This is a genomic window from Rhizobium sp. No.120 (assembly GCF_054558365.1).
In genome coordinates this window covers 328,859-352,340 of sequence record NZ_BAAJNQ010000005.1, presented here as the reverse complement: position 1 = coordinate 352,340, position 23,482 = coordinate 328,859, and the positions used below count along the sequence as shown (strand labels likewise).

Annotated in this window: 33 protein-coding genes and 1 pseudogene; 19 read left to right on the top strand and 15 right to left on the bottom strand. The window is 57.2% G+C overall.

Annotated features, from left to right (window positions below):
• The first annotated feature begins 288 nt into the window (after positions 1-288).
• The 5 genes from ACYJRZ_RS18265 (at position 289) to ACYJRZ_RS18245 (ending at position 2,841) form a co-directional block, all read left to right on the top strand.
• Positions 289-732, top strand: coding sequence for a hypothetical protein (locus ACYJRZ_RS18265; RefSeq protein ID WP_459461253.1), 444 nt, complete (start codon positions 289-291; stop codon positions 730-732).
• A complete protein-coding gene (locus ACYJRZ_RS18260; protein ID WP_459461251.1) occupies positions 729-1,157 on the top strand; it encodes a hypothetical protein in 429 nt (142 codons plus the stop codon). The genes ACYJRZ_RS18265 and ACYJRZ_RS18260 overlap by 4 nt, the downstream gene beginning before the upstream one ends.
• 16 nt (positions 1,158-1,173) lie before the next feature.
• Positions 1,174-1,773: a TetR/AcrR family transcriptional regulator gene (locus ACYJRZ_RS18255; protein ID WP_459461249.1), complete on the top strand. Its 600-nt coding sequence runs from the start codon at positions 1,174-1,176 to the stop codon at positions 1,771-1,773.
• Positions 1,774-1,965: 192 nt separating this feature from the next.
• A complete protein-coding gene (locus ACYJRZ_RS18250; protein WP_459461247.1) occupies positions 1,966-2,436 on the top strand; it encodes an MEKHLA domain-containing protein in 471 nt (156 codons plus the stop codon).
• 258 nt (positions 2,437-2,694) lie between these two features.
• The gene (locus ACYJRZ_RS18245) at positions 2,695-2,841 is read left to right on the top strand and encodes a DUF1127 domain-containing protein (RefSeq protein ID WP_459461245.1); all 147 of its coding nucleotides are present in this window, start codon (positions 2,695-2,697) and stop codon (positions 2,839-2,841) included.
• A gap of 186 nt (positions 2,842-3,027) precedes the next feature.
• On the opposite strand, the gene ACYJRZ_RS18240 is transcribed toward ACYJRZ_RS18245, so the two are convergent.
• Complete coding sequence (locus ACYJRZ_RS18240) at positions 3,028-3,603, bottom strand: hypothetical protein (protein WP_459461244.1); 576 nt, start codon at positions 3,601-3,603, stop codon at positions 3,028-3,030.
• Between the two features lie 151 nt (positions 3,604-3,754).
• Between ACYJRZ_RS18240 and ACYJRZ_RS18235 the strand changes: the two genes are divergently transcribed.
• Positions 3,755-4,267, top strand: coding sequence for a hypothetical protein (locus ACYJRZ_RS18235; protein WP_459461270.1), 513 nt, complete (start codon positions 3,755-3,757; stop codon positions 4,265-4,267).
• On the opposite strand, the gene ACYJRZ_RS18230 is transcribed toward ACYJRZ_RS18235, so the two are convergent.
• Positions 4,261-4,905: a response regulator gene (locus ACYJRZ_RS18230; RefSeq protein ID WP_459461242.1), complete on the bottom strand. Its 645-nt coding sequence runs from the start codon at positions 4,903-4,905 to the stop codon at positions 4,261-4,263. The two genes, ACYJRZ_RS18235 and ACYJRZ_RS18230, sit on opposite strands and share 7 nt — an antisense overlap.
• The gene (locus ACYJRZ_RS18225) at positions 4,902-6,335 is read right to left on the bottom strand and encodes a sensor histidine kinase (RefSeq protein WP_459461240.1); all 1,434 of its coding nucleotides are present in this window, start codon (positions 6,333-6,335) and stop codon (positions 4,902-4,904) included. Before ACYJRZ_RS18225 ends, ACYJRZ_RS18230 begins: the two co-directional genes overlap by 4 nt.
• Before the next feature lie 251 nt (positions 6,336-6,586).
• Between ACYJRZ_RS18225 and ACYJRZ_RS18220 the strand changes: the two genes are divergently transcribed.
• Positions 6,587-7,243 carry a hypothetical protein gene (locus ACYJRZ_RS18220; RefSeq protein ID WP_459461238.1) on the top strand — a complete coding sequence of 219 codons (657 nt, stop codon included), beginning with the start codon at positions 6,587-6,589 and terminating at the stop codon, positions 7,241-7,243.
• Between the two features lie 337 nt (positions 7,244-7,580).
• On the opposite strand, the gene ACYJRZ_RS18215 is transcribed toward ACYJRZ_RS18220, so the two are convergent.
• Together ACYJRZ_RS18215 and ACYJRZ_RS18210 are read right to left on the bottom strand one after the other, a co-directional pair.
• Positions 7,581-7,979: a DUF1236 domain-containing protein gene (locus ACYJRZ_RS18215; RefSeq protein WP_459461236.1), complete on the bottom strand. Its 399-nt coding sequence runs from the start codon at positions 7,977-7,979 to the stop codon at positions 7,581-7,583.
• A gap of 791 nt (positions 7,980-8,770) precedes the next feature.
• A complete protein-coding gene (locus ACYJRZ_RS18210) occupies positions 8,771-9,655 on the bottom strand; it encodes a LysR substrate-binding domain-containing protein (RefSeq protein WP_459461234.1) in 885 nt (294 codons plus the stop codon).
• A gap of 117 nt (positions 9,656-9,772) precedes the next feature.
• On the opposite strand from ACYJRZ_RS18210, the gene ACYJRZ_RS18205 reads away from it, so the two are divergent.
• The 5 genes from ACYJRZ_RS18205 to ACYJRZ_RS18185 all read left to right on the top strand — a co-directional run bounded on the left by ACYJRZ_RS18205 (position 9,773) and on the right by ACYJRZ_RS18185 (position 11,601).
• Entirely contained in the window at positions 9,773-10,231 is a 459-nt protein-coding gene (locus tag ACYJRZ_RS18205; RefSeq protein ID WP_459461232.1) for a DUF3237 domain-containing protein, read from the top strand.
• 269 nt (positions 10,232-10,500) lie between these two features.
• The gene (locus ACYJRZ_RS18200; RefSeq protein WP_459461230.1) at positions 10,501-10,710 is read left to right on the top strand and encodes a cold-shock protein; all 210 of its coding nucleotides are present in this window, start codon (positions 10,501-10,503) and stop codon (positions 10,708-10,710) included.
• 107 nt (positions 10,711-10,817) lie between these two features.
• Entirely contained in the window at positions 10,818-11,105 is a 288-nt protein-coding gene (locus ACYJRZ_RS18195; protein ID WP_459461228.1) for a cold-shock protein, read from the top strand.
• 14 nt (positions 11,106-11,119) lie between these two features.
• On the top strand, positions 11,120-11,359 hold the full coding sequence (rpsU, locus tag ACYJRZ_RS18190; protein ID WP_459461227.1) for a 30S ribosomal protein S21: 240 nt from the start codon (positions 11,120-11,122) through the stop codon (positions 11,357-11,359).
• Between the two features lie 32 nt (positions 11,360-11,391).
• Positions 11,392-11,601, top strand: coding sequence for a hypothetical protein (locus ACYJRZ_RS18185; protein ID WP_459461225.1), 210 nt, complete (start codon positions 11,392-11,394; stop codon positions 11,599-11,601).
• Positions 11,602-11,668: 67 nt separating this feature from the next.
• Here the strand turns inward: ACYJRZ_RS18185 and ACYJRZ_RS18180 are convergent, their stop codons facing one another.
• From ACYJRZ_RS18180 to ACYJRZ_RS18145, 8 genes and pseudogenes are all read right to left on the bottom strand, one after another.
• A complete protein-coding gene (locus ACYJRZ_RS18180; protein ID WP_459461223.1) occupies positions 11,669-11,986 on the bottom strand; it encodes a chemotaxis protein CheW in 318 nt (105 codons plus the stop codon).
• A 287-nt stretch (positions 11,987-12,273) separates the two neighbouring features.
• Positions 12,274-13,095: a sterol desaturase family protein gene (locus ACYJRZ_RS18175; protein ID WP_459461221.1), complete on the bottom strand. Its 822-nt coding sequence runs from the start codon at positions 13,093-13,095 to the stop codon at positions 12,274-12,276.
• 154 nt (positions 13,096-13,249) lie between these two features.
• Entirely contained in the window at positions 13,250-14,452 is a 1,203-nt protein-coding gene (locus tag ACYJRZ_RS18170; protein WP_459461219.1) for an ABC transporter permease, read from the bottom strand.
• Positions 14,453-14,457: 5 nt separating this feature from the next.
• Positions 14,458-15,600, bottom strand: a complete 1,143-nt coding sequence (locus ACYJRZ_RS18165; protein WP_459461217.1) for an ABC transporter permease — start codon at positions 15,598-15,600, stop codon at positions 14,458-14,460.
• Positions 15,600-16,295, bottom strand: coding sequence for an ABC transporter ATP-binding protein (locus ACYJRZ_RS18160; protein WP_459461215.1), 696 nt, complete (start codon positions 16,293-16,295; stop codon positions 15,600-15,602). The genes ACYJRZ_RS18165 and ACYJRZ_RS18160 overlap by 1 nt, the downstream gene beginning before the upstream one ends.
• Positions 16,292-17,419: an efflux RND transporter periplasmic adaptor subunit gene (locus tag ACYJRZ_RS18155; RefSeq protein ID WP_459461213.1), complete on the bottom strand. Its 1,128-nt coding sequence runs from the start codon at positions 17,417-17,419 to the stop codon at positions 16,292-16,294. Before ACYJRZ_RS18155 ends, ACYJRZ_RS18160 begins: the two co-directional genes overlap by 4 nt.
• Before the next feature lie 85 nt (positions 17,420-17,504).
• On the bottom strand, positions 17,505-18,524 hold the full coding sequence (locus ACYJRZ_RS18150; RefSeq protein WP_459461210.1) for a helix-turn-helix domain-containing protein: 1,020 nt from the start codon (positions 18,522-18,524) through the stop codon (positions 17,505-17,507).
• A gap of 125 nt (positions 18,525-18,649) precedes the next feature.
• Positions 18,650-18,988: pseudogene (locus tag ACYJRZ_RS18145) on the bottom strand ((2Fe-2S)-binding protein); the annotation flags it as partial.
• 213 nt (positions 18,989-19,201) lie between these two features.
• Between ACYJRZ_RS18145 and ACYJRZ_RS18140 the strand changes: the two are divergent.
• Complete coding sequence (locus ACYJRZ_RS18140) at positions 19,202-19,657, top strand: hypothetical protein (protein ID WP_459461208.1); 456 nt, start codon at positions 19,202-19,204, stop codon at positions 19,655-19,657.
• A gap of 94 nt (positions 19,658-19,751) precedes the next feature.
• Here ACYJRZ_RS18140 and ACYJRZ_RS18135 read toward each other — a convergent pair whose 3' ends face one another.
• Complete coding sequence (locus tag ACYJRZ_RS18135) at positions 19,752-20,030, bottom strand: hypothetical protein (protein ID WP_459461206.1); 279 nt, start codon at positions 20,028-20,030, stop codon at positions 19,752-19,754.
• Between the two features lie 215 nt (positions 20,031-20,245).
• Between ACYJRZ_RS18135 and ACYJRZ_RS18130 the strand changes: the two genes are divergently transcribed.
• Entirely contained in the window at positions 20,246-20,551 is a 306-nt protein-coding gene (locus tag ACYJRZ_RS18130) for a hypothetical protein (protein ID WP_459461204.1), read from the top strand.
• A 71-nt stretch (positions 20,552-20,622) separates the two neighbouring features.
• On the opposite strand, the gene ACYJRZ_RS18125 is transcribed toward ACYJRZ_RS18130, so the two are convergent.
• Positions 20,623-20,784 carry a hypothetical protein gene (locus ACYJRZ_RS18125; RefSeq protein ID WP_459461203.1) on the bottom strand — a complete coding sequence of 54 codons (162 nt, stop codon included), beginning with the start codon at positions 20,782-20,784 and terminating at the stop codon, positions 20,623-20,625.
• 193 nt (positions 20,785-20,977) lie between these two features.
• Here ACYJRZ_RS18125 and ACYJRZ_RS18120 point away from each other — a divergent pair, with 193 nt between their 5' ends.
• The 5 genes from ACYJRZ_RS18120 to ACYJRZ_RS18100 all read left to right on the top strand — a co-directional run bounded on the left by ACYJRZ_RS18120 (position 20,978) and on the right by ACYJRZ_RS18100 (position 23,348).
• A complete protein-coding gene (locus tag ACYJRZ_RS18120; RefSeq protein ID WP_459461201.1) occupies positions 20,978-21,229 on the top strand; it encodes a hypothetical protein in 252 nt (83 codons plus the stop codon).
• A gap of 35 nt (positions 21,230-21,264) precedes the next feature.
• Positions 21,265-21,837, top strand: coding sequence for a cysteine hydrolase family protein (locus tag ACYJRZ_RS18115; protein ID WP_459461199.1), 573 nt, complete (start codon positions 21,265-21,267; stop codon positions 21,835-21,837).
• 110 nt (positions 21,838-21,947) lie between these two features.
• On the top strand, positions 21,948-22,154 hold the full coding sequence (locus ACYJRZ_RS18110) for a hypothetical protein (protein WP_459461197.1): 207 nt from the start codon (positions 21,948-21,950) through the stop codon (positions 22,152-22,154).
• Positions 22,155-22,294: 140 nt separating this feature from the next.
• Complete coding sequence (locus ACYJRZ_RS18105; protein ID WP_459461195.1) at positions 22,295-22,594, top strand: hypothetical protein; 300 nt, start codon at positions 22,295-22,297, stop codon at positions 22,592-22,594.
• 28 nt (positions 22,595-22,622) lie between these two features.
• Positions 22,623-23,348 carry an SDR family oxidoreductase gene (locus tag ACYJRZ_RS18100; RefSeq protein ID WP_459461193.1) on the top strand — a complete coding sequence of 242 codons (726 nt, stop codon included), beginning with the start codon at positions 22,623-22,625 and terminating at the stop codon, positions 23,346-23,348.
• The last annotated feature ends 134 nt before the right edge of the window (positions 23,349-23,482 follow it).

The following is a 23,482-nucleotide window of genomic DNA, read 5'->3' as shown; positions in this document are numbered from 1 at the left end:
CATGCGGCGCATCGAGCGGGCGACGACGCTCGCCGACGTGTCGATATCATTCTTCCGCCCAGCTGGATCGCCTGAGCCACGTCGGGCGTTGAGTATATCATGGAACGTTTATTACGACGCCCGAGCCGCAGGCACAGCTCTCTTTACAAATGACCGACGGTCAGTCATATATTGATTGTCGCCATCAAGGTTTGAGGAGGCTGCAATGTTCGTCGGTACCAGTAGGTTGGAAATCGCAGTGCATAGAGCAGGCTATTGCCATCCGGTCGTAACGGTGGATATCCGACCATGATCCGTCATGATCTCAGCCGTTGGCCTCTCGTGCTTACGGCCGCTCGCGGCACGATCTCGTTCGGCGAGCAGATGACCTTCTTCTCTGACTGGAACGCCTGGCTCGACCGTGGCGAATCCTTTTCGACATTGCGTGTCTTCATGGATATCGACGCGCTCCAACGACCCGAGAGCAGTGCGAGAGATGCAAAGGTCTGGCTTCAGACCAATGGCGACCGGATAAGGCGGTTCGTCATCGGCATCGCAACCGTAGTGCCGTCGGAAGCTCTTGAGGACATGGGCCGCATGAATGCCGAAAAGCTATTCGGGGTTCCCGCGCAGATTTTCGATGACGCCAACGAGGCCGCGATGTGGCTTGCTTGTCTTTCGGCAATGCAGGGAAAGCAACTGCACATCGGAACAGCGTTGCGAGGTCTGACTGCTTTGCGCGGATTGTCGTGATCGTGGATGTGCCCATGTTACCCGAGAGAGATGAGACCCATTGGCCGCTGGCGATACTGGTCGCGGAAGCGCCGCTCGATGCGGATGGCCTACGCGCAGGGCTGGATATGATTGAGCATTGGCTGAGGCGCGAAAAGCCGTTTGCCCTCCTTTTGATAGCAACTTGCGGATTTGCGTCTCCAAACGACGCGGCTGCGCTGCCCACGCTGACGCTGCGTATAGATCTTGTTCGCGAAGCGCTCTGCCGCTCCCTTCTCGGCGTCGCGATCGTCGCCCCTATGCCGACGGTCGGCGCCGTGCAGCGCAGCCTTGCTCATCTCCCGCTCGGTATGCCATTAGAAGTCTTTGAAAAAGGCTCGCTTGCGGTCAGATGGTTGTGTGCAACCGTTCTCTCTCCAGCGGGTCTCACCATCGACAGCCAATAAACAGCGAGGAGAGCCAGTGACCGTTGCAGATCGTCCGCGTCCGCGCACAAAGCCACCGGAAATCCGCCGTGAGGAATTGATGGACGCCGCACAGCGACTGTTTCTAGCGAAAGGGTTTGCCGCGACCAGCGTCGCGGAAATAGTCGATGCCGCTGACGTCGCCAAGGGGACTTTCTATCTTTATTTTCAAACCAAGGATGATGTCCTCAAAGCCTTAAAGGTACGTTTCGTCGAACTCTTTTGCGAAAGAATCGACGCTGCGGCCCGTGCGGCTGCCAGCAAGGACTGGATGCAAAGGCTTGATGTCTGGATGCAGGCCTGCGTGCTCGGCTATCTTGATGAGTTCAAGCTCCATGATCTGGTGTTTCATCAGTTCCAGCCCGTGAAGCGGGATATGAAACGCGCCAATCCTCTCGTCAGCCGACTTGCCGCTTTTCTTAGCGAGGGCCATGCCGCCGGCGCATTCTCGTTCGTCGATGCCAGGCTTACGGCGGTCATGCTGTTCAATGCCATGCATGGTGCTGTAGATGACTGTCTGGCCGATGGCTCCGAAGTCGATCGGCCCAGGCTTGTCGCAGCCGTGACCGAGTTCTGTCGACGCGCTGTCGGCGGGTAGGCTGAGAGAAGCGGGCGTCCTTAGCGGCTGGCGAGCGGCCGCGATCTGTTTATTGGCCGGCACTCGCAACTGCGGCTTCGCGGAAAAGTTGATCACGGATGCTCGTATCTTCCCGCCCGCCCTGCTTTTGATCCTTAGCGCGATTTGATAGATGTCGCTCCGGTCGATGACATGACTGCGGGAAGAAAACAGATGACTGACAGGCCTGAAAGCAACGCCGTCGACTTATCGGTTGACGAAGCCTTTTTCGAACTTCTGACCGGCAGTTTTCAACGCATTGTCGGCATTCCGCTTGTCAATCCGCAAGCAGGGCCTGTTTGGCTGTATAACGAGGCGCCTTTCGTGGTCCTTGCCCATAATACGGATGCTGATCCGCGTTTCGTCTATGCCAACAAGGCCGCCCAGAATTGTTTCGAATATCCCTGGGATGAGTTCGTAACGCTTCCCTCGCGGCTTTCGGCGGAGCTTCCCAACCGGGCAGAGCGCCAGCAACTGCTGGATGCCGTAACGCGCAATGGTTTCATCTCTGACTATCGCGGTCTGAGGATTGCTAAATCCGGACGGCGGTTTTGGATCGAGGAGGGTATCGTCTGGCAACTTGTAGATCGCGAAGGCAATTTGCGCGGCCAGGCCGCGACATTTTCTAACTGGAAGGACGCCTAAGCCCGCAGACGCGACTTGGCCGTACTGGCGTCGTGGCGTAACGCCGCATATCCGCGACGGGCGGTGATATCGCAGGAGCGTGCTGCCACATTGCGCGCGAATCTGGGACGGGTTCTTTAAGTTCGTGGCGTGCAGGCGCTTTGGTCGTGGCCGGTGATATGAGCCTTGCAAAAGCAGCATGGCTAACTTGCAGGCATATGCATTTTATTTAGGCGGGTAAATGCCTATCTCTTCCGCGCAAACAAAGGAGATGGCAAAATGAAAGTATTAGAGAAGATTAAACGCTTTAGCGAACAGCGCAGAGCAATGCGCGAGCTTTCCGCCCTGGACGATTATGTTCTTCGTGATCTCGGCATTTCCCGCTCGCACATTCCGTTCGCCGTCAAAGGAGCTCGCGGCAACTAAGCCTTCCTTTCGCGCGCATACCTTGAGGGTATGCGCCGCCGCAGGAACTGTTGGGCCAGTGATGTCGCTAGCGTTCTGCGACAAAGTCATAGCCGATAGATGCCGCGCGTAGCGTCATTGGTCGCCCCCAACCTGACGATCGGCGCAGTTTTCCTGCTGTTATTCACCAGGTAGCGTGACTGAGATTTAGGCGGCTTGATCGCGGCGGTCTCTCTTGCCTCGTTTCGCGCAATATTCAAGTTCAATCTCAAGTAGTCTCGTTGCATTGGCAAGTGCTTCCTCTGCCTCGGCGAACGACCGTGGACTATGGCCCATTCTGGCCTCGCCGTAATTTTCGGCGCGCAGCAGCACGAGTTCGACCAATTCGATGCATTCAGACGTCGGGCGGACGAGATTCAGGCAATACCGCAAATTGATCGCAACCTGGACTGCGAATTCGGCGGCCGAGAAATCCAATATTGCTCCCGGCGGGATGACCCGTGCCAGATATATCCTCCAGTATTGGGTCATCGCATTACCCCCTTTTGTCGGATGGATTGCGCGAGCATCGACGCATGGTGTGCTGCATTTACAGATACGCTGTTGGTTCTCGACCGGCTTATTTTGCGCCGATGAGGCTTTGGTTTGCTCGCAGTCATATTGACTAGCTGATGTCAGTTTCAATAAGACGATCATGCAATTGGGCTTCGGTCCGGTGCTTTCTCCGACCTTGGTCTGATGACGCCACGGCGGAAGGTCATGGCGTGGATTACTGAAGTCCAAATGCCGTATTTTCCATGCGATAAGACTTGACCCTTCGCGACGTAGCGGCGATTTGATATGGATCAGACCCTTGCCAATCGGCGATAGCCGAGGCGTTTCGAGCCCATGGAACGGTGGCGCTCGTCGTAGGAGCCTCAGGAGGCTTTAGGTGGTGTTGTTGCGTCGGAAGCTTATTGCTGCCTTACCATGTCTGTTGCTGACACTGGTCAACACGGCACTTCCCTATACCGTCAAAATTCATGGTGCTTCTGCGATATTCGCGCAGCAGATAGCCGAGGCCAAAGGTGGCAACGGCAATGGTGGTGGTAACGGCGGCGGAAATGGTAATGGGGGAGGTAACGGGAACGGAGGAGGTAACGGGAACGGTGGTGGCAACAGCGGCAATGGAGGCGGAAACGGCAATAGCGGGAACGGGAATGGCAATAATGGAAACGGCAATGCCAATGGCCGATCATCCGCAACCAAGAGCGCTACGCAAAGCCAGGTCGATTCCGACCAATCTTCCGATGATGGCGGGGGCTCGATTAGCGTTCAACACAAGGACGGCATGAGCGAAAATATACAGAGCGGACGTTATGTGATGAAGGATTCAAAGGGCCGCACCATCATCAATCGCAACGCGACAACCGCCGATGAGCAGCGGCTCAAATCGTTCCTTCACTGACGCCGCCTTTCGAGTTCATCCCGGAATGCCATCGCAGCTTCCGTTCTATTGCTCACTTCGAGCTTGGCAAAGATCTGCGTCATATGATGCTTGATGGTTTTTTCGTGCAGATCGAGCTTCAGGCCAATATGTTTGTTGCTCAATCCGGCGGAAGCCAGTTCCAGTACTTCCCGCTCGCGATCCGTCAATGCGCTGAAGGGATTGGCCCGGGAACTGGTTCCGTTTTCCGAAATCAGACGCGCTGATAGAGTCGGGGCGACATAACTGTCGCCGGCAGCGATACCGCGAAGGATATCGGCGAGTGTCCGTGATCCGACGCCTTTCAGAACATAGCCCTTCGCACCGCTCTTGAGCGCCGCCATCACATCGTCGCTTGCCTCGGAGACTGTCAGCATCACGATCTTCTGATCGGGTATCTGGCCGAGGATAAGAGAGAGGGCATCCAGTCCTCCTCCCGGCATAGAAATGTCGAGCAATAGGATGTCCGGACGTTGTTGCAGCGCTATGCGCAACGCATCATCCTTGCTGCTGCCCTCACCGACGATGCTGAATCCATCCATTTCGGTCAGGCTGCGGATAACGCCCTCCCTGAAGAGAGGGTGGTCGTCTACAACCGCCAAAGTGATTGCTGCTGTCATGTCTGCTCCATTTCCTCGATGCTCAGGGACATGCGGACGATGGTACCTCGGCCCGACGACAAAAGCTGAAACGTGCCGCCGAGGCTTTCGACCCGATCTCTAAGGCCAGCAAGCCCAAGCTTTTGCGGGCCGACCTCCTTCGAATCAAATCCCGGTCCCTCATCGGCAACCTCGATCACGACCTGACCGTCTTTGAAGGTCTGCACGACCTTTTGCCCGATTCCGCCTGCGTGGCGATAGCCGTTGTTCAAGGCTTCCTGCACAAAGCGATAGACGCATATTTTTGCGGACGTCGAAAGGTCTGCCGGCGTTGCCCCGACCATCAGCGCGACGGCGACACCTGTACGTTGCTCATGGGCTCGAATTGCCCGTTTCAAAAGATCTGTCAGATTGTCCGTCTCGATGTGCGGTAGCATCAGTCCACTGCAGATGCCCCGGATTTCGGTCATGGCGTCGTCAAGGCTGGATTTGATTGTCTGCAGCGATGCCTCGCGCTCCTCTGGCGAGGCGGTGGGGCTGATGAGGGTCTGGCTGTCCAGCCGCAAGGAGGCATAAGCGACCAATTGGGCGGGGCCATCATGCAGATCGGCGCCGATGCGGCGCAAATAGCTCTCGTTCAGTGCAGCGGAGCGCTGGGTCGCGCGTTGAACGCGCGCACGCAACGCCTCATTCTGTCGAAGAAGCGCCGACAATTCGCCGATGCGGCCATTGAGCGCCTTGCGCTGATTGTCGATGGTGCGGCTGCCGCGCAGGACGATGATCGATAGAAGGGCGAAGAATGTCAGTGTGAACAAGGCAACGACAAGCCAGCTTAACAGGCGGGCCTGCGTAAGGCTCCCCTCGAAATCGTTGGCGACCTCGTAGAACTCGGAGACGGCCACGACCTTGCCCGACCATGGTTGAAGCACCGGATTGTAGATTTCCAGAAGCGGTTTGCCGCTATTGCGTTCGGCGACGCTTTCTACATCGTCGATCTGGTTGAATTTAGCGACCATTCGGCCCGAAAAAGCCTTGTGAAGACTATCCGAGAGCGGAAATCGCTTGCCGGAAAGATCCTTGTTATTGGAATAGAGGATCGTCCCATCGTCGCGCCAGAGCCGGAAAGAAAACAGCCGTGTGCCAAGCGCGCCTTGGCCCAGGGTCTCATCAAGGGCGCGCGTTACCGTATCGTCCAAAACCTGAGTGGTTTGCATATCGGGCAGGAGTGGAGCAATGACGCTGTCGACATAGAGGGCAGTCGTTGCCGCGGAATTGCGTGTCACCGCATTCTCGATCAGATTGGCAACGAAGGAGCCGACAACGAGCATCGCACAGAGAGCGACGAAGCCACCGGCGAACAGGAACTGCCTGGCCAAGGATTGGGAATTCCAGCGTTCGATAAGGCTTGCTGGCGAGAGTTTGTATTTATGATTCGCTCGTGACACTGGCATAACCGGCACTGATCTCCCAACCCTCTATAGCTATCCCAGTGGAATGGAGTGTCAACGGTTGGGTTATCCCAAGAGGTATCGCCGGCCGCCAATCTAAGCGACCATAGGGCAGGATCAATCAGACCATGGTCTTAACATCAAAGGCATAGGTCGGACTGATGTAGAAAGCTTGGATTTCGGCAATATTCTAGTGCGCATGATTTGGTGGATATGACCGCTCGACGGGCGGACATCTTACGAAGGAAATGTGCATGAAGATCCATTCCATAATTGGTGCGACAAGCATCGGCCTGGTGCTCGCATTCGTTCCCATCGGAGGAGCTGCCGTCGGTTTCGTGCAGACGGCATTCGCGAAGGGCGGAGACGGCGGCGGTCATGGCAATGGTAACGGCGGCCATGGTGAGGGAAATTCCGGCCATGAAAAGTCTGGGGGCGACGATGCAAGCAGCTCTTCGACGAATTCGGCGACAGCACAAGGCGCCTCATCGTCGGTGCTGGGGCACCATGCGGACAAGCACTCCAAATCCCATAGTGCAAGTTCCAAGAGCCATGTCTCAAAACCCGGTGCAGGCAGCCTGAGCTCGCTCAAGCGAGACTATCACGCCTACTTGAACGCGAAAGATCCGAAGATGGCGGCGCTTTCGGCTTATGTGAAGGCATATGCGGAGTTCGAAATCCAGTATGGAACGACGGCTGTGCCCACGGATCCGGCCCTCAGTGACAATGCCTTGCGTTCTGCGCTGGCGCAGCTGTCCAACAAGCCGGTAACGAACGAGACGCTTGCGGAAGCAAAGAGCATCCTCGGAGTTGGAACGAATACCGGAAAAATCGCGGAAGTCCGCGATGCATTGGAAAAGCAATCGGGAAATACGGCACCATCTGAGAGCACGCAATTAACCGACGATTGAGGCGCCGCCTTACAGTGCTTGGGTAAAGGTGGCTATCAACGGGCATGTGGTGGGGGTCGTCTGCGACTACCTCTTATGAGCTTCGATTTATGAGTTTGGCGCGCACGCGTGCCATTCGCTAGCCGGTCCGCCCACCGGCTCTATCGCCGGGTCGGACCTTCCGCCCCAGACGCTGTTCGATCCGGCGATAGGCAATTTGCTGTGCAAACCACTGCGAGGAAGTTCATGGTTTCGGGACAATCGGAAGCAGGCAAGCAGGCCACTCTCTCATTGGAAATGATATAGCCATCCCCGGTAGGAGGAGGGGTGGAGAGCGGCTTCCCGCTCTCCACGATCGTTAGTTCAGAATCTTGATGACCTTGCGGGAGGAAGGTTCGACAATCACGCGTTCGTGATTGACGATCGCATAGGCATATTTCGGATTTTGCGGAACTGTTCGCACGACGATCGTTTCCGGCAAAGGCCGGCCGACCACTACACGTTCGCGGACAACCGTTTCATCTTCGGGCAGGGGCTGTTCGCGGACGTAGGTGACGACCTTCTGCGGCGGCGGATCGATCGCCGTGCCGGCTATGGCGCCAGCAACGCCGCCTACGGCGGCCCCGACCGGGCCACCAACAACGGCTCCGGTAACCGCGCCACCTGCGGCGCCGGTGACGGTCGACGATTGGGCAAAAGCACATCCGGCGGTCAGGCCAAGCGCGAGTGCCGCAACACTAAGTACCTTCGTTTTCATCAGAATCTCCTTTCACCTTTTATTCGTCCGTCATTGACGGAGCTGTCGGTAAAACAGAGCTTCGCCGCAGTCTGTTCCTTTCCTTAGGCTTCAGTCGTGTACGTTTAGGACATGGGTCGCGATTAATATCAGACCAAAGTCCTAGGCGCGCGGCTTCAATCGGGAACATGGAGGATCCGTCGCCCTGAAGGTTGAGTTCCGTGATGGAAGGCAGGGATTGAGCTAACGCAGCTCGCGCCTTCGTAACCGTCGGAAGCGGCTATGGGATGCAGCAGGTCGATCCGTCAAAGAATTCCCATCGCTTCGTATGAGCAGTGCAGCAATTTCAATCGGTCAATGTCGAGCCTGGTTCGAAGAAGACGCCGATGCGTTTCGCTCTGCTGTCCAAGTGCTAGGCAGGTTGGCACATACGATCCCGACCAGCAGGATGACGGATACCAGAGCGATCAATGTCTCCCATGATTGCTGACGAAATGGGAGCGGCCAGCGCGATCGGGATATATTCGGATCATACCGCATTCATCAGTTCCACACCCGTTGGAAGGCCGTCGGCGTTGACGTTCCGGTGGAGGAGATCAAGCCTGTGATCGCCTTTATTATCCGCTGCGCGTTCATCCGGCTAATCTACGTCCGTCGAAATTCGATTGTCTAGTACCTTGATCGACAATATCTGGTAACGGAGACCCTGGCGATCGCCAGGGTTGCCAAAATAACCGGATTATAGAGAAAATATTTCCCGGAATGCCGGATGAGGCAGTCGCAATCCGACGGTCGGAAGTTCCTGATTTCATTCAAGCCTTCACCCCAGCGCCATGTATCTCAAGTGCGGCGGACATTCTGCGACTGTGCTCGTAAAGCCAGTCACAGAATTCCTTCGGCCCTGGTCTGCCATCGTCATTGCGTATAAGTGCGAAGTGCCAGTCGGGACCTTCAAGCACCTTGTCGAAGGGCGCCATCAGTGCGCCCGATTTGACGATGGGCTCGAAGAAACCGGGCGGCACGAGCGCAACGCCTTCACCCGCACAGGCGGCGTTCACATTGAGCTCATGATTCGGATATTCGACTCGAGTGAAGTTCAACCCGGGCGGGACATGGCCGATTGCGCTCACAAACCATCTTTCCCAATCTGGGTGCGGCAAGAGTGGCAGAGTTGCCAGTGTCTCGGGTGTGAGAGGTTCCAGCATTGCGGCAAGGGAAGGAGCCAGTAGCGGTGCCAATTGTACGGGAAACAATCTAAAGCCCCGCAGACCCGGCCAGTCGCCGGCTCCAGTGCGGATGGCAACGTCGAAATCTGAAGGGTCACGAATTTCGGTCGAAACGTCGAGTTCGATTTCGCAGCGCTGATAGCTGGAAAGGCGCGGTGCAAGCCAGCGGCTTGCGAGGGTGGGGGGTGCGGTTATCCGCAGAGGAGGGGATGCCGCTCCGAAAGCGGTCAATGCGGCGGCAATTTCATCCAAGCCACGTCGTACGCCTTTCGCAAGCAACATAGCTTTCGGGGTGGGCGCTACACGTGGTCCTCGCCGAATGAAAAGTGGCTCACCCAGCGCTTCCTCAAGGATGCGAATGCGCAGACTGACTGCTGTAGGGGTGAGAAACAAACGCTCGGCCGCACGGGCGAAACTGCCGGAAGCGACGCAGATCTCAAGGACTTTCAGGGAGTCGAGTGAAGGGCGCATATGTAGTTTCACTTATGATAACAGTAAGGAATGCCCGTTTTGCGTGTCGAGATTATCGTAGTTTGATGCTCCCCAGAAGTGGAGGCGATCACGCGCTCCATAAATGGGGAGTCTGTCATGGAGCTGCAATCGCGTCCTCTATTTACGCTGTATCTTGAACTTCATCCAACGATCGATATCGGTCCATGTCCCGCAGGCGCACGCCGCATCTTTCCGGTTTCGGGCGGCCGTTTCGGGGGAGAGCGCCTCAGGGGCAGGGTCTCACCGTTGATCGGATCGGATCTGCTGGTCACTCGACAGGACGGAACATTCCAGCAGAATGTGCGCGTTCTGCTCGAGGTTGAGGATGGCGCCCATATTCTGATGACCTATCGTGGTGTCCGCCATGCATCGGCCGAAGTGTCCGAGCGCTTGGGACGCGGCGAACCCGTCGACCCTTCGGAATACTATCTTCGAACAACCCCCTATTTCGAAACCGCCTCGCCCGCCTATGCATGGATCAACGCGATCGTTTCCGTTGGGAAGGGCGGCCGCTTTCCGGGCGGCGTAAAATACGAGCTGTTCGAAATCCTCTGAACAACAGAGAAATGGACGGGATTGGCGTGGTTCCATCGGTTCTGTGTTACGTCGAACAATCTTGCGCAGACAGTCCGAAATGCCGCTGAGGTAATATTTCCAAAGCTCTTATTGCAAAATCTGAAATAGAGTCTATGTTAGGCTTATCGACCATTGCTTGTGACGTCGCTCAAGGGCGCAGTGCTCTTCCTCGGATTCCCTCTCAAAAATCGATCTAATCCCGCAAGGTATCGCGGGAGCAACAACGATTGCTATGAAAGGAAATCGTTATGAACACTGGCACAGTTAAGTGGTTTAACTCCACCAAGGGCTTCGGCTTCATTCAGCCCGATAACGGCGATGCAGACGTCTTCGTGCATGTTTCTGCCGTCGAGCGAGCTGGAATGCGTTCGCTGAGCGATGGACAGAAAATTCGCTATGACATCGTGCAGGACCGTAGGTCCGGCAAGAGCTCCGCTGATAATCTGCAGGCGGCTTGATTTTGTCATTCAGACGCGCTGACCACGGATGTACTGGCAGTGCGGACGGATGATGCTGAGAGGTCGGGGTAACGCCCGGCCTTTTATTTTGGCCATGGGAGAACGATATGCAGGGCCTGCGCTACCAGATTGGCGACACGATCGTCTTGAAACGTGGTATTATGGGAAATACCGGCCCTTCTGGCATGTGTCGCATCGTATCGTGCTTGCCTGAGGCCGATGGTGCCGCCCAATACCGAGTGCAGTTTGAGGGCGAGAATTTTGAGCGCCGTATTCTCCAGCCGGATATTGACGTTCAAGCGTCGACATCAAAAGCCCGTACTATTGGCTTCGAAGCAGAATCAAAGTCTTCCAGCTGGATCAATTCAACGATGATCACCGTCAGAAGGCGGTGATTGAAGGAGCAACTTTGCAAGTAGATGTCAGAGACAACAACGTCGATCAGGCGCTGCGGGTTTTGAAGAAGAAGATGCAGCGCGAGGGGCTCTTCAGGGAAATGAGGGCTCGCCAATCCTACGAAAAGCCTTCAGAAAAGCGGGTTCGGGAAAAAGCAGATGCCCTCCGGCGGGGTCGTAAGCTCGCTCGTAAACAGGCCCAGCGCGAAGGCCTGCTTCCCGCGCCCAAAAAGAAGGTTGCACGGTCGCGCTGATCGTACCCTCTTACCTTTCGCCAGGAGACATCATGGCCGCCACAAAAGAGAAGTTTTTCAAACAGGGTAAGCAAACTCTTCAAGACAAGGCATCGGCAACGGATATGGCGGCGAGGCAGATCACCGCAGCCGAAACTGCCGATCGCGAGAAAAAGACCGAGAAGCTCCGCGCGCTTCGATTGGCTCAGCCCGAGGCAGAGCCGATCAAACCCTCGGCGAAACGCAGGCAGAAGACGAAATAACAGAAGAACGATCGCCAGACATTGTACCGTGGGAGACGCAGCATTCCTTGGCGCGGAGAAAACGTCACTATACAGCCACGCGGTCGCGATCGAAAATGTGGAGCTGCGAAAGGTTTATGGCTTCGCTCGCTGCCGACGTGCTGCCGATGAATTCGTCAATCAGGAATGCCACATAGCCTCCAGTCGTCCTGACGATGGCAAGTTCGCAGCTCCGTGAGGGCTTGTTGCCCATGTGGGCGGCCAAATCGTAAACCGGCACCAATTCGCCGCGATATGAGGTATGACCGAGCGCGCGGCGTGTATTGTCGCTGTCGCGAAGGGGGCGCCAATTATCTGCCCGTGCGACGATTGTTCCGTCAAGGAACGTGCATAAGGTATCGTGCACGCGGACCGCCATTGTGCCGCGGCGAAGAAATGCTGATAGAGGCATTGAGCACTTTGTCCCTTCAGGGACTCCCCGTTCAAAAGTGCAAACGTCTGAGGCGAAACCCGGCTGGGGAGGATGCCTTGGCACTGTCATGGTGCCGCCGAGCTGCGTTCGGCCAGACATACCCAAGGTAGAACGATTGTCTTGATGACTGCTTTTAGGTTTGCCTAAAATTCTAATGACGATCCGCTTTTGGAACAAGGTGAGGCTAAAATCTGAGTACGATTGTGCAAAGCAACGGCATTCTAGCTGTGTCTGCCGCTTCGAAAGGGACGAACGAGAAATTCGGTCAAGTTCTGTGGCTCCCGGATATTGGGTAGGCCGACATCGGGCCATTCCTGGGCTTTCGGATAGTATGCCGTCCCGAACAGAGTGTCCCAGATCGCGGAGCCGCTGCCGAAATTCCTGTTGAAATGCCGGCGTTCGATCGAATGGTGAATACGATGAAACCGGTTGTCGGGAAAGATGTAGCGAACCCAGCCCAGATTCAGACGCGTCGAGCTATGTTCGAAATAACCTTGCCACCGAACGAAGAACACCCAGATCCAGGGAACATAATCCTGCTTGAAATCGAAGAGCAGCGAGACGGGAATAATCAGGAACGGAATTCTGAAGATCTCCTCACTGAAATGATGATTGCTGTTGAAGGCGCTCATTTCCTCGAGCGAATGATGCTCGGCATGGAAGCGCCAGAAGAAGCTGTTGCTATGCTGTAGCCGATGGAACCAGTAGTAGAAGAACTCGCTGACCTGCAGAACGATAAATGATGCAGCTATGGCGCCTAGCAGGTGCAGCGGCCATGCGGTCGAAAACTTCGAGAGGAACGTCAGGTCTATCGCAAACAACGGCTTTATGCCGATGCCAGCCCAAAACCAGTTGAATAGGGTCAGGCTTGCCTTGGTTATGAGGATGTTCGTCACGCAGAAGATTATTCCGCGAAGTTTCGATGCATAGCTGTTGCGGGATTTCGGAAAGATAATCTCGGCGGCAAGCAACAGCAACGCGACCGGAACGATGCGATCGGCATAATCCTCCATGAATTTAAGCAATTGAGGTAAATTTTCCATTCCCAATTTGCTATCCATGCAGCGACAGAGGGGCGATCCCCTCCCTTATCCGAGGATAGTTGCTGCTTCAACTTGATGATTAAAAACTGGTTAAGGGTATGACGGCCGCGGCGAGTTTGGTGATCTGAGAACAGCCACGCTCCGGACAATCAGCCTATCCACGGGCTCTCAAGGCAGCGATCAGCGGCAACCGGCTTGCGGCCAGTGCGGGAAGCGCGCCGCCAAGGAGTCCGATCGAAAGGCCAAGTATACCGCCGGTCAGCATGACTTGCGGCGTGACGGTAAGGTGAAAAGCCATGATGGCATCATTAGCGCCTATGGTGCTGGCGCGCCACCCTTCGAAGACAAGCCGCGATGCAAAGACGCCGATGCCCGCTCCGGCCCCAGCCAAGAGCGCGGCCTCGAACCACGTTGCGAGAAAAGCGGATAGCCGGCTGAAGCCGAGTGCGCGCATGGTCGCGATCTCGACCGTTCTGTCCGAGATGGAGCTCATCATCGTATTGAGTGCTCCGGTGGTTGCCCCGATCGCCATCAGCAGGGCGATCGGCCAGCCGAACAGGCGTATGAGATCGGCCATGCGCCCAGCCTGCGATGCATTAAGTCCAGCCTCGGAAACTGCCGTCAGCGGCGTCTCCGTAATCGTCGTCAGCCTGGCGTTCAACTTGGCAAGGGAGGATGGATCGGCAAGTCGCAATCGCAGGCTTTGCACCTCGCCCTGCCTGTCGAAGGCGGCACGCACCGCATCGATATCGCCCCAGATTTCCGATTCGAATGCGCTGCCATTGGCAGTGAAGTGTCCGACCACGGTCCAGTCGACGGTGCCGAGCCGCACCTTGGCGCCGAGGCCGAAGCCGGGATAATCGCGGGCGATGCCCGCTCCGACGACGATCTCTCTGGCACCGGGCGCAAACAACCTTCCCTGCGAAAGGACGATACCGCTCCGGATCGAAAGACCGCTGCCATCCATGCCACGCAGGGCAAGGGTCCTTGAGCTTCTATCTCCTTTGCTGGCGACATCGACGGGGATCGCGAGTTCGCGGGATGCAACAAGATTTCCGGCCGAATCCCGAAGGACCCCGATATCGCCGCCGCTGGCCTTGAGGTTACGGATCGCATCGGCTGATATATCGGAGCCGGTCTCCTGGTTTGTGCCGCCGCCGAGCACGACGGCGACCAGCGGCGAACCCGCGCCGGTGAGGGCTTTCTCGAAGCCGCTCGCCATTGCTAGGAAGCCTATGAGCACGATGACGACGAGCGATACCGACAATGCCATGGAGAGCGAAATTGCCACGCGTCGCTTCATGCTGCCGAGCGCGGTTCTTACCGCAACGATGATCTGTCTGATTTGGATGAACATATCGGTTACCTCGTTCGGAAGGCTTTCATGATGGGGGTTCGCATGGCGTTGACGGCCGGCACGAGGCCGGTTGCAAGTCCAAGGACAAGCATGATCGCCGTTGCATGCAGCAGCACGACCGGAGAGAAGACAAGACCGAGCGATGGGCCAGCAAATATCGCTCCGGCTCTGGCCAGAGCCAGCCCGATGGCTTCGCCGATGATGAACATGAACAGTGTTTCGCCGAGGACGAGGGTGAGGATCGTCATGCGCGAGATGCCCAGCGTTTTCAGGACGGCGATTTCGAATGTCTGTTCGCGCACGGCGAAGACCATGGTGTTGATGACGATCATCAGCAGCGTGGCGAAGGCAGCCCCCGTGACCAGATCGACGATGAGGCCGATATCGGCATACTGGCGCAGGAAGGCTTCGAGAAACTGCTTTTCGGACTGAGTGCGCGTGGGTGCCGCAGAGTTGGCGAAGAGCGCGTCGATATGGGCGGCCAGAACTCCCGGCGAAACGCCGTAGCGTGGCTTGACGATGAATGCATCCGCCGTGTCCCTGTCTCTCGCGCGTGCTGCATTGACGTAATCGTAGCGCGCGATGGTGAAATAGGTGTCGGTGCTGGCGCTTTCGCCCTCGAAAATCCCGGCAATCTCGAAGCGCCAGTCGCGGCCGCCGCCCTGCTTCGCCATCTGAAAGGCGGTGACGGTGATGTTTTGGCCAACAGACCAGCCTTCGGCTTCGGCGAGCGCCCGTCCGACCAGCACGCGGTCGCGACCCTGGCCGATCGCCTCGAGCAGATCGGGCGTAAGGGCGAGTTCCCGACCGTTGGTTTCCATCATTAGCGCCGGATCGACGGCGCTGATGGGTACGACGTTCTTTTCGACATCGATGTAGCCGCGCAGGCGCGTCATATAACCGACCGCTGCAACATCGGGATCGGCTGCGATGCGGGCGCGGTGGGCCATAGGCAATGGCTGCCCGCGCCCGCCGGCACTCATGACGCCGAGAATATTGTCGCTGGCGGCCGAGACGCCCTGCGATCCAGCCAGGAAGCTGGCGGTCAACCCATGGATCAGAAAGGCGACGGCGATGCAGACAATGAGGAGAATGGTGCGCAGCGGTTTTCGCCAGGCATTCTTTCGAGCGAGGTCGAGGAAGGTCATCAGGCAGTTTTCTCCGCTTCGATGAATTGCCCCTTGTCGAGATGCAGCGTCCGTCTCGCGGCGCCTGCGGCCTGTGGGTCGTGGGTTACCATGATGACGGTCTTTCCCAGTTCGCGATTGAGGAAGGCGAGCATCTGCAGCGCATCGTCGGCGGAGGCCCGATCGAGATCGCCGGTAGGCTCGTCGCAGAGCAGCAGGCCAGGATCGGAAACGATCGCGCGCGCAATACCGACGCGCTGCTGCTGCCCGCCGGACATGGAAGAAGGATATTGCTTTTCCCTGCCGGCAAGGCCGACGAGATCGAGGACCGTGCCGACCCGGTCACGCCGCTCCTTTGCGCTCAGGGGCTTCAGGAGGAGCGGCAGCTCGACATTCTCTGCCGCGGTCAGCATCGGCAGCAGATTGTAGAACTGGAAGACGATGCCGATATTGTGCGCTCGCCAGGAAGAGAGCGCGCGTTCGCCCATCCAGTCGAGTCGATAGTCACCGATGCTGAGACTTCCGGCGTCCGGCCGATCAATGCCGGCCAGCATGTTGAGCAGCGTCGATTTGCCCGATCCCGATGGTCCCATGATCGCGACGAAATCGCCCTGCGGAATGGCAAGGTCCAGGCCCGAGAAAATGGAGATATCCTCCTTGCCGATACGATAGGCCTTTCGCACCTCTTTAAGCTCGATATAGGCGTCCTGGGTCATGGCTTGCTGTCTCCATTCTCAGCGATCGTGTCTGCAAGGGGAATACGGATGCGGGCGGCCATGTTCGGCCGAATGCCTTTCGGCGGATCGATGAGGGAAAGGCGAACCGTGATCGTGCCCTTTTCGACCGAGGCAATGGGCGCGAGCCGCATCACCTCGACTGCAAAGGCTCGATCGGGAAATCCGTCGAGCACGGCTTCGCCCCGCAGGCCCGGTCTGAGCAATGCAATGTTGGTTTCCGCTACGTCGGCGTCGATCGCCATGCTGGCGGTATCGGTAATGACGAGCAGGCTCTGGTTTTCGCGCACGCTGTCAGCACGGGCAAGCACACTGTCACCGACATGGGCGTTGAGCCGTGTCACCGTCCCGGCAAATGGCGCGCGCACCGTCAGTTCCGTCAGTGGCTCCTCGGCGGAGCGAATACCGAGTTCGGCCGTGGCGAGATCCTGTCGGGCCTGCGCTACGCCGTTGGATGCACGCGCAAAGGCGGTTCTCGATTCTTCCAGTTGTTGTCGTGAGGCTACATCGCGGCTGGCAAGGCTTTCAAGGCGGGTGAGGGATGCACGCGCCTGCACGAGATCGATATCACGCAACTTGAGAGCCAGATCGGCAGCGGCCCGCGCGGCTTCAGCCTTTTCTAGCGCGATGTGAGCGACTGCATCATCGAGTACAATCAGGCGCTGGCCGGCTTCGACCCGGTCGCCGAGCTCGACGGCGACATCGGTAATTCTGGCCTCATATTTGGAAAAGATCGTCGTGCTGCGCGGAGCAACGACAATCCCGGCACCGGTTATCTCGCCGACCCGTTTGTTTATGACATCCAGCTTGCTGTCCCTTTCATTTGTGTCCTCAGCTCGGGAGGTTTCCGTTGCGCGTGGCTCGCTCCGCAAGGCCGGTATGGAAGAGAGAGGCGTTCCCGATGGATGGAATATGTTGGGACGATAGACGACGATGATCAGGCCAGTGGCCGCCGCAACCAATGCCAGGCTCAGGAGGGGAATGGCCCGCCGCCTTGGAGCGCGCGGCGGATCCTGTGTTATGTGCCGCCGCTCCAGGGAGAGGGTGGTCAGCGTGGCGGCAAGTCTTTGGTCGTGATCGGTGACGGTGCTCATGAGAAAGAGCATGGCCATCCGACGGGGAAACGGAGACCTCGAACATGATCCGGATCGTGCTTAATCGCGATTAAGTCAGCCTTTGATGTGGCCGAAATCAACCGGAAGGTCTGCGCGACCTGTCGCGCCATTCTAGCGGCGTCGTATCTGTTACCCGCCGGAACTCGCGATTGAAATTCGATTTGGTCTGAAAACCGACATCGAACATGATTTCCGTCACCGGCTTTTCGGTTTCCGCCAGCAGCAAGCAGGCTTCGGCGATCCGGTGCTCATTGACATATTGCGAGACGTTCTTGCCGGTTGCGCGGTTGATGGCTGCGGAAATCTGCCGGGCGGGAATCGCAAGCTTGCGCGCCAACCGGTCCAGATTGAGATCGACATCGCGATAGGCGTGCCTGTCTTTCATCAATGTCTGAACGGCAGAGAGCGTCTGCGCGTCTTCAACGAGTTCAGGCGGACGTACGTTCTCAGCCTTCTCGGCTGGCGCATGGCTGCGGCTGCTTGCCGCCACAGCGGCGGCCAGTGCTGCCAATCCCAGAAGATTTCCGAGGTTGATGACCTTTACCGTATATTCGCCATCGGTCCAGGCAAGGTTCAGCCAGATGAAGATATCGATCGCGGCCAGGAGGAGGAGAGCACCGGCGGCAAAGAGGATGGCTCTGTAGGTCGGGCCAGCGTTTTCGAACGGAGCGAGGCGCAGCGCATCCGCGCCCGATCGCATGAGAAGCAGGATTGCCGCTGCATAGCCGAACTCGGTAAGAATGATAACGATATCGATAGCGTCGCGCCATATTGCCATCAGCACGATAACGAGCCCCGCTGGAAACGCATGCAGGCAGATCTGCTGAACCATGGAAAGCGTGCTTTTGCGTGCCAGCCTGGCGACGCCGAGATAGGCAAGCGGCGGCACCATCGCAGCCGCGACCGGCATGACGTACATGACAGGTAGAATGGCATAGCCCCAGCGCAATCCGGAAAGCACGGCCTGAAACGTACTCACCAGGATGAGCGCCTGGAAAGGGAGATTGGGTGAGGGGCTATCGTCACGGCTCCGGACCACAACGAAAAGAATGACGAGCAAAATTGCGACGACGAATGGAAGCGGAATGAAAATCATTGATCGTTAGGAGCAGGACCTGACTGTATCTCCAGCCGATCATGCCGAAAGACGAGCCGCACCGCGACCTCAATCATGTTTCAGGTCGTCAAAATCTGGGGAGGGAGACCGGTTGCCATGGCATATCACTTCGCCGCCGCGGCAAGACATCCATCGATGATCCCTCTGATTTCCGCACGGCAGGAGCCGCAATTGGTCCCGGCATTCGTTATTGCACCGACAGCCTCGACGCTGTGACATCCATTGCGGATAGCGGAGACGATGCTGTTGATGCCGACCGAAAAGCAGGAGCAGACGGTGGCGCCTGGGTCCGGCTGATCAGAGCCCGGACGACCGGCAACAATGAGGAAGCGCTTGCGAAGATCGGAATGGACGGCGGTGAGTTGAGCAGCTGCCCAACTGCGGGACACGGCGACAGGCTCGCGGGCAAGGAAGAATGCGGCAAGCAGCGTCCGCCGTCGAAATTTGAGCGCTCGCCCAATTCATTTGCGCTCTCGCCGCCTCGGCGGATGTCATGTCCGTGGCATCCGATCTTGGCGACTGGAAACAGAAAGGCTTGTCGCTTGTTCTTTGCAGGAATGAGGATCTTCGTCATGGCCATAAACCTGGGGGGTCAGGAACCAATTCGATTGCGAGGCAGTTAGAAAACAGAGGCGGGAAAGAAAAAGGAGAACACCATGTCGAATGTTTCGCGAACTGGAACTGACGATGTCAACAATGCAACCAGCCGGACAACTTTCGGGCGTTCCGTCGAGAGCAAGGCTCAGTTGCGGGATGCGGCGGCGCTCTCCTCATCAGCCGACGGTATGGAGACGCTGAATATCTATCGCTTGGAGCCCATCGCTGCCCCGGACGATCCGCGCTGGGACAATGCTCCCAATCAGGGCACGATCATCGTGGCTGCCAGAAGTTCGGGTGACGCGCGCATCGTGGCCACTGGCAGGGAGCTCGACTTTATGGAGGTCGATGCCGCCCCCGCCGAAGATGTTACTACCAGTAACGCGAGTGCGTTTCGCGACGACAAGCTCTACACCGTGATCGAGATCGCTCGCGGCCGAACCGACTTGAAACGGGGCGTACTGGAGGGCGAGGTGTCCGTCGACACTATCCTTCCCACGCAAGTCGACCGCTGATCACTCGATCTGAAGTCAGCAGGCGGAGCGCGCTGCGAAAAGAGCGGTGTGCTGCACCCGGCGTGTCTTCCGTCAGCTTCGAGGCACCTTCCAATCAGCCTGCGCGGTATAGAAGATTGAGCGCTTGGCGTTCTTCATCCGGCATGTCTCGGCTGAAAGAAGCAATGGCAGTTAAAGCGCCGAGCTGATGAAGATTGGTGAAATCGACCACCCCGCTGCGATAAAGCTTGATGAGCTCGAGGGCAAAGGCCTCGCGGTTGAAATCATTCAAATCGAACCATGGTTGAGCGATCACAACGTCGAAAATCCGTTGCAGCCGATCGATCTCCTCCGGCTGGAGAATGCCTTCGACGAGATGATGGTAACGGCGCATGCCCTTACTCCCGCCATGAGGAACGGTGTGTTGTCGCGCTACATCGGATCGGCAAACGGACTTGCCATTCGTTGTATATAGGGAGCTCCGGTGGCGCGATCGAGCTGTTGGAACAAATCTTCCGAAGAGCCGTTGCGTCAGCTAGGAGCCTTCTAGCCGGCGGCCGGCACTCATTGAGCATATTCCGATTTGATCTGTTGTGAATGGAGCGAAAAATGCCCGAGCAAAATAAGTCACCAGCGGTTCAATCCTTGCTGATGGAACAGAAGCAGCAAAGAAGCAAGCCGGCAAACGAACTGGACAAAGCGCTTGCGGATACGTTTCCAGCCTCGGATCCTGCTTCCCTGACGCATACCGCCGTCGCTGGCGGCACCGGCCTTGAGGAGGACCGGTCCGGCTCTCAAGAACAATCGAACAACAAACTTGCAGCCTTCGCAGTCGAGCGGCGAATTCGCGAAAGGCCGATCGCTGCGCTCTTGGCGGCCGCGGCTATCGGATTTGTTTTTGGAGTCACGCGTTGACGACAAGCCAACCGATGAATAGACGGCCTCGGATTCCAGACGCGAAGTTGCCTTGGCCGAAGTCTCGGCTTTCATTGAGTTTGATCGAGAGCATGCGGGGACGTCTGGCCGGGCCTTTGAGGTTCGCCGCGATAAAAGGCTATGCCGCCGATAGTCAGCACACACGCCACCACCACGATCAAGATAATGTACACGGTCAATGCATTGTATTTGCCGTTATCAGACGCTGGCATTGTCGTTCTTCCTCTGCGATCTACGTGTCCGCGTCCCAACATCGGCGGCGCCTCAAGGTTCCCGCCCCCGTGAGCGGTCGCGCGATCCACATCATTTCATGATGCGATCGACAAATTCCGATGTTTTAGGAACATTGCCGCATGTCGGCTGTTCGGCGCAGGATCCGATATCGGAGAAAACGGGAATAACGCCATGCCTAAGTCGAATAATCCGGGTGAAAAGAGCGCGGGCGCGGGTGATCCTGCTGAGGATGCGAAGGGCCAAACCCGCCGGCTGGTGAAAAGCAGCCGCAATAATGGCGTGGCAAGCGCCAAGCCGAAGGTGATCACCGGATCGGATGACGCAACCATGAACGAAAAGCCGCCTGGAAAGACCAAGCCCGAGAAGGATTGGGATATCAACTATGATCCGCGTGAGATGAACGAGGGCAAATATCGCGGCTGAAGCATGTTCGCCGTGATCGATAAAATGGTATCGGGATGAGGACCTGGCTGCATCTTTGTATCGATATGCAACGCATGTTCTTCGAACAAACGCCATGGCATGTGCCCTGGATGGCGCGCACTCTGGATCAGGTGGTCGAGGTCGCCGGGCGATTTCCCGAACGTACGCTCTTTACCCGCTTCATTCCTCCGGTGCGGGCGGACGCTATGCCGGGGAAGTGGCGGGATTACTATGAAAAATGGGAGATGATGACCGCCGCCCGGCTTCCCGCCGAGTTGATGCGGCTTATCGATCCGCTTCAGCGTCTCGTTCCGCCGGCCCGCATCTTCGACAAGCTCACTTATTCGCCTTGGACCGATGGCCGCCTTCATCAAAATCTCGCTCGGGAAGGCATCAATACCCTGGTGATCAGCGGTGGTGAGACAGATGTCTGCGTTTTAGCCGCAGCCTTGGGTGCAATCGAGCTTGGATATGGGATCATCGTTTTGAGAGACGCCGTTTGCAGCGGCGATGACGATGCCCATGACGCTGCGCTCACGCTGCTGGAACGACGGTTCTCCGTTCAATCCGAAATCATGCAGGTCGAGGAATTTCTGTCCACCACATGACGGAAGCTGCCCGCTTCTTGATTTGCTGCGATGGTCCGCTACATGCGGTTTCATAAGATTCGGAGGAGATTGCCATGCCTCATCGCGGTCCCACAGGAAGCGAATGCCGAATGCTCGCTGAAGCTGTATTGCAATGGTATAGCTTCTATGACGTGTTGCCGGATGACAAGGCTTCGAGCACTCTCGTCGGGGCGGCTCTCGATTTCTTTCATGACGGCTATCACACGGCAGAGGACCTAGCCGTGATGTTGATCGGAACCTATGTCGGCATCTGGTCTACAAAGATCAACGCGCCCACTTCAGCCGCCATTCACTAATTATTTGTCCCTGTTGTAAGCCAGCCGCTAAATGCCGGTTGGACGAAGGTAATCCGTGGCAATGTAAAGGGTTGAGCCGGCATCCGCTGCAGATTGCGCGGCGAAGGGCCGCGTGCGGTGCGCTAGGGAATCATGCTTGAATGTATGTGAATCCTGAAGCTGGCGTGGGAGGCAGGAGAATCATCGTCGGGCTGAAGCAACATATGTTGCTGCAGCATTTCTTTTTCAGGAAAATGATGGGTGTTGCGGTGAGGATGGCGCCGAACAGCGCGCAGCGGCGGATTGAAAACAACAAACAGTGGCTCCCGATCACCTTGGCCCGACGATTTGCGTTGGGGAAATCTTTGCCACGACGGTCGGTGATAGAGCCGGAGCAGGTTTTGCTATGGCGTGTCACCCGAAGCCTTACGGATTATCACGCAGCCTGCGGAGCCATTTAACATAGCTAGCTTATCGAAGGAGGAGAGCATGGAGGAACTGAAAGGGAAGATCGCCGCGGTAACCGGCGCGGCATCGGGGATCGGCCTGGCCTCGAGCGAGGCCATAATTGCGGCGGGAGCGAAGGTCGTCCTCATCGATAGGGATCAGAGAGCATTGGCTTCGGTGTGCGAGCGCCTGGGCGACTTTGCCATTCCGCTTGTTGTCGATCTGCTGGATCCGGAGCAGTGCGCCGGGCTGCTGGATGGCATCCTTGCCAAGGTCGATCGTCTCGACATCTTTCATGCGAATGCGGGCACCTATATCGGCGGCGACTTGGTGGAGGCCAGTCTCGACGCCATAGACAGAATGCTCAACCTGAACGTTAATGCCGTCATCAAAAATGTTCGCACCGTCGCGCCGCATATGATCGGCCGAGGAACGGGCGATATCATCGTCACGAGCTCGGTTGCTGGGCATTCGGCGATCCCTTGGGAGCCTGTCTATTCGCCCTCGAAATGGGCCATGACCAGCTTTGTTCAGGCCATGCGGCGCCAGCTTCTGAAGAGCGGTGTTCGTGTAGGCTCTGTTTCTCCAGGCCCGGTCATCAGCGCCCTGCTTGCCGATTGGCCGGAGGAAAACCTGCGTAAGGCCAAGGAAGCCGGCGCCCTGATCGAGCCGAAAGAGGTCGCCGATGCCATCATGTTCATGCTGACGCGACCGCGCAACGTCACGATTCGCGACGTTGTGGTTCTGCCGAGCGCTTTCGACATTTGAGGAGCGAAGCATAGGTTGGCAGGAAAATTCCACCGACGGCGAGTGCGTCTTTGCGACCGGGCTTGGCGAAACTGATGCCCAGAAGATTTTCGTTTGCCGCCGGCGGATGTCTCACATTCACAGGGCCGCCCACA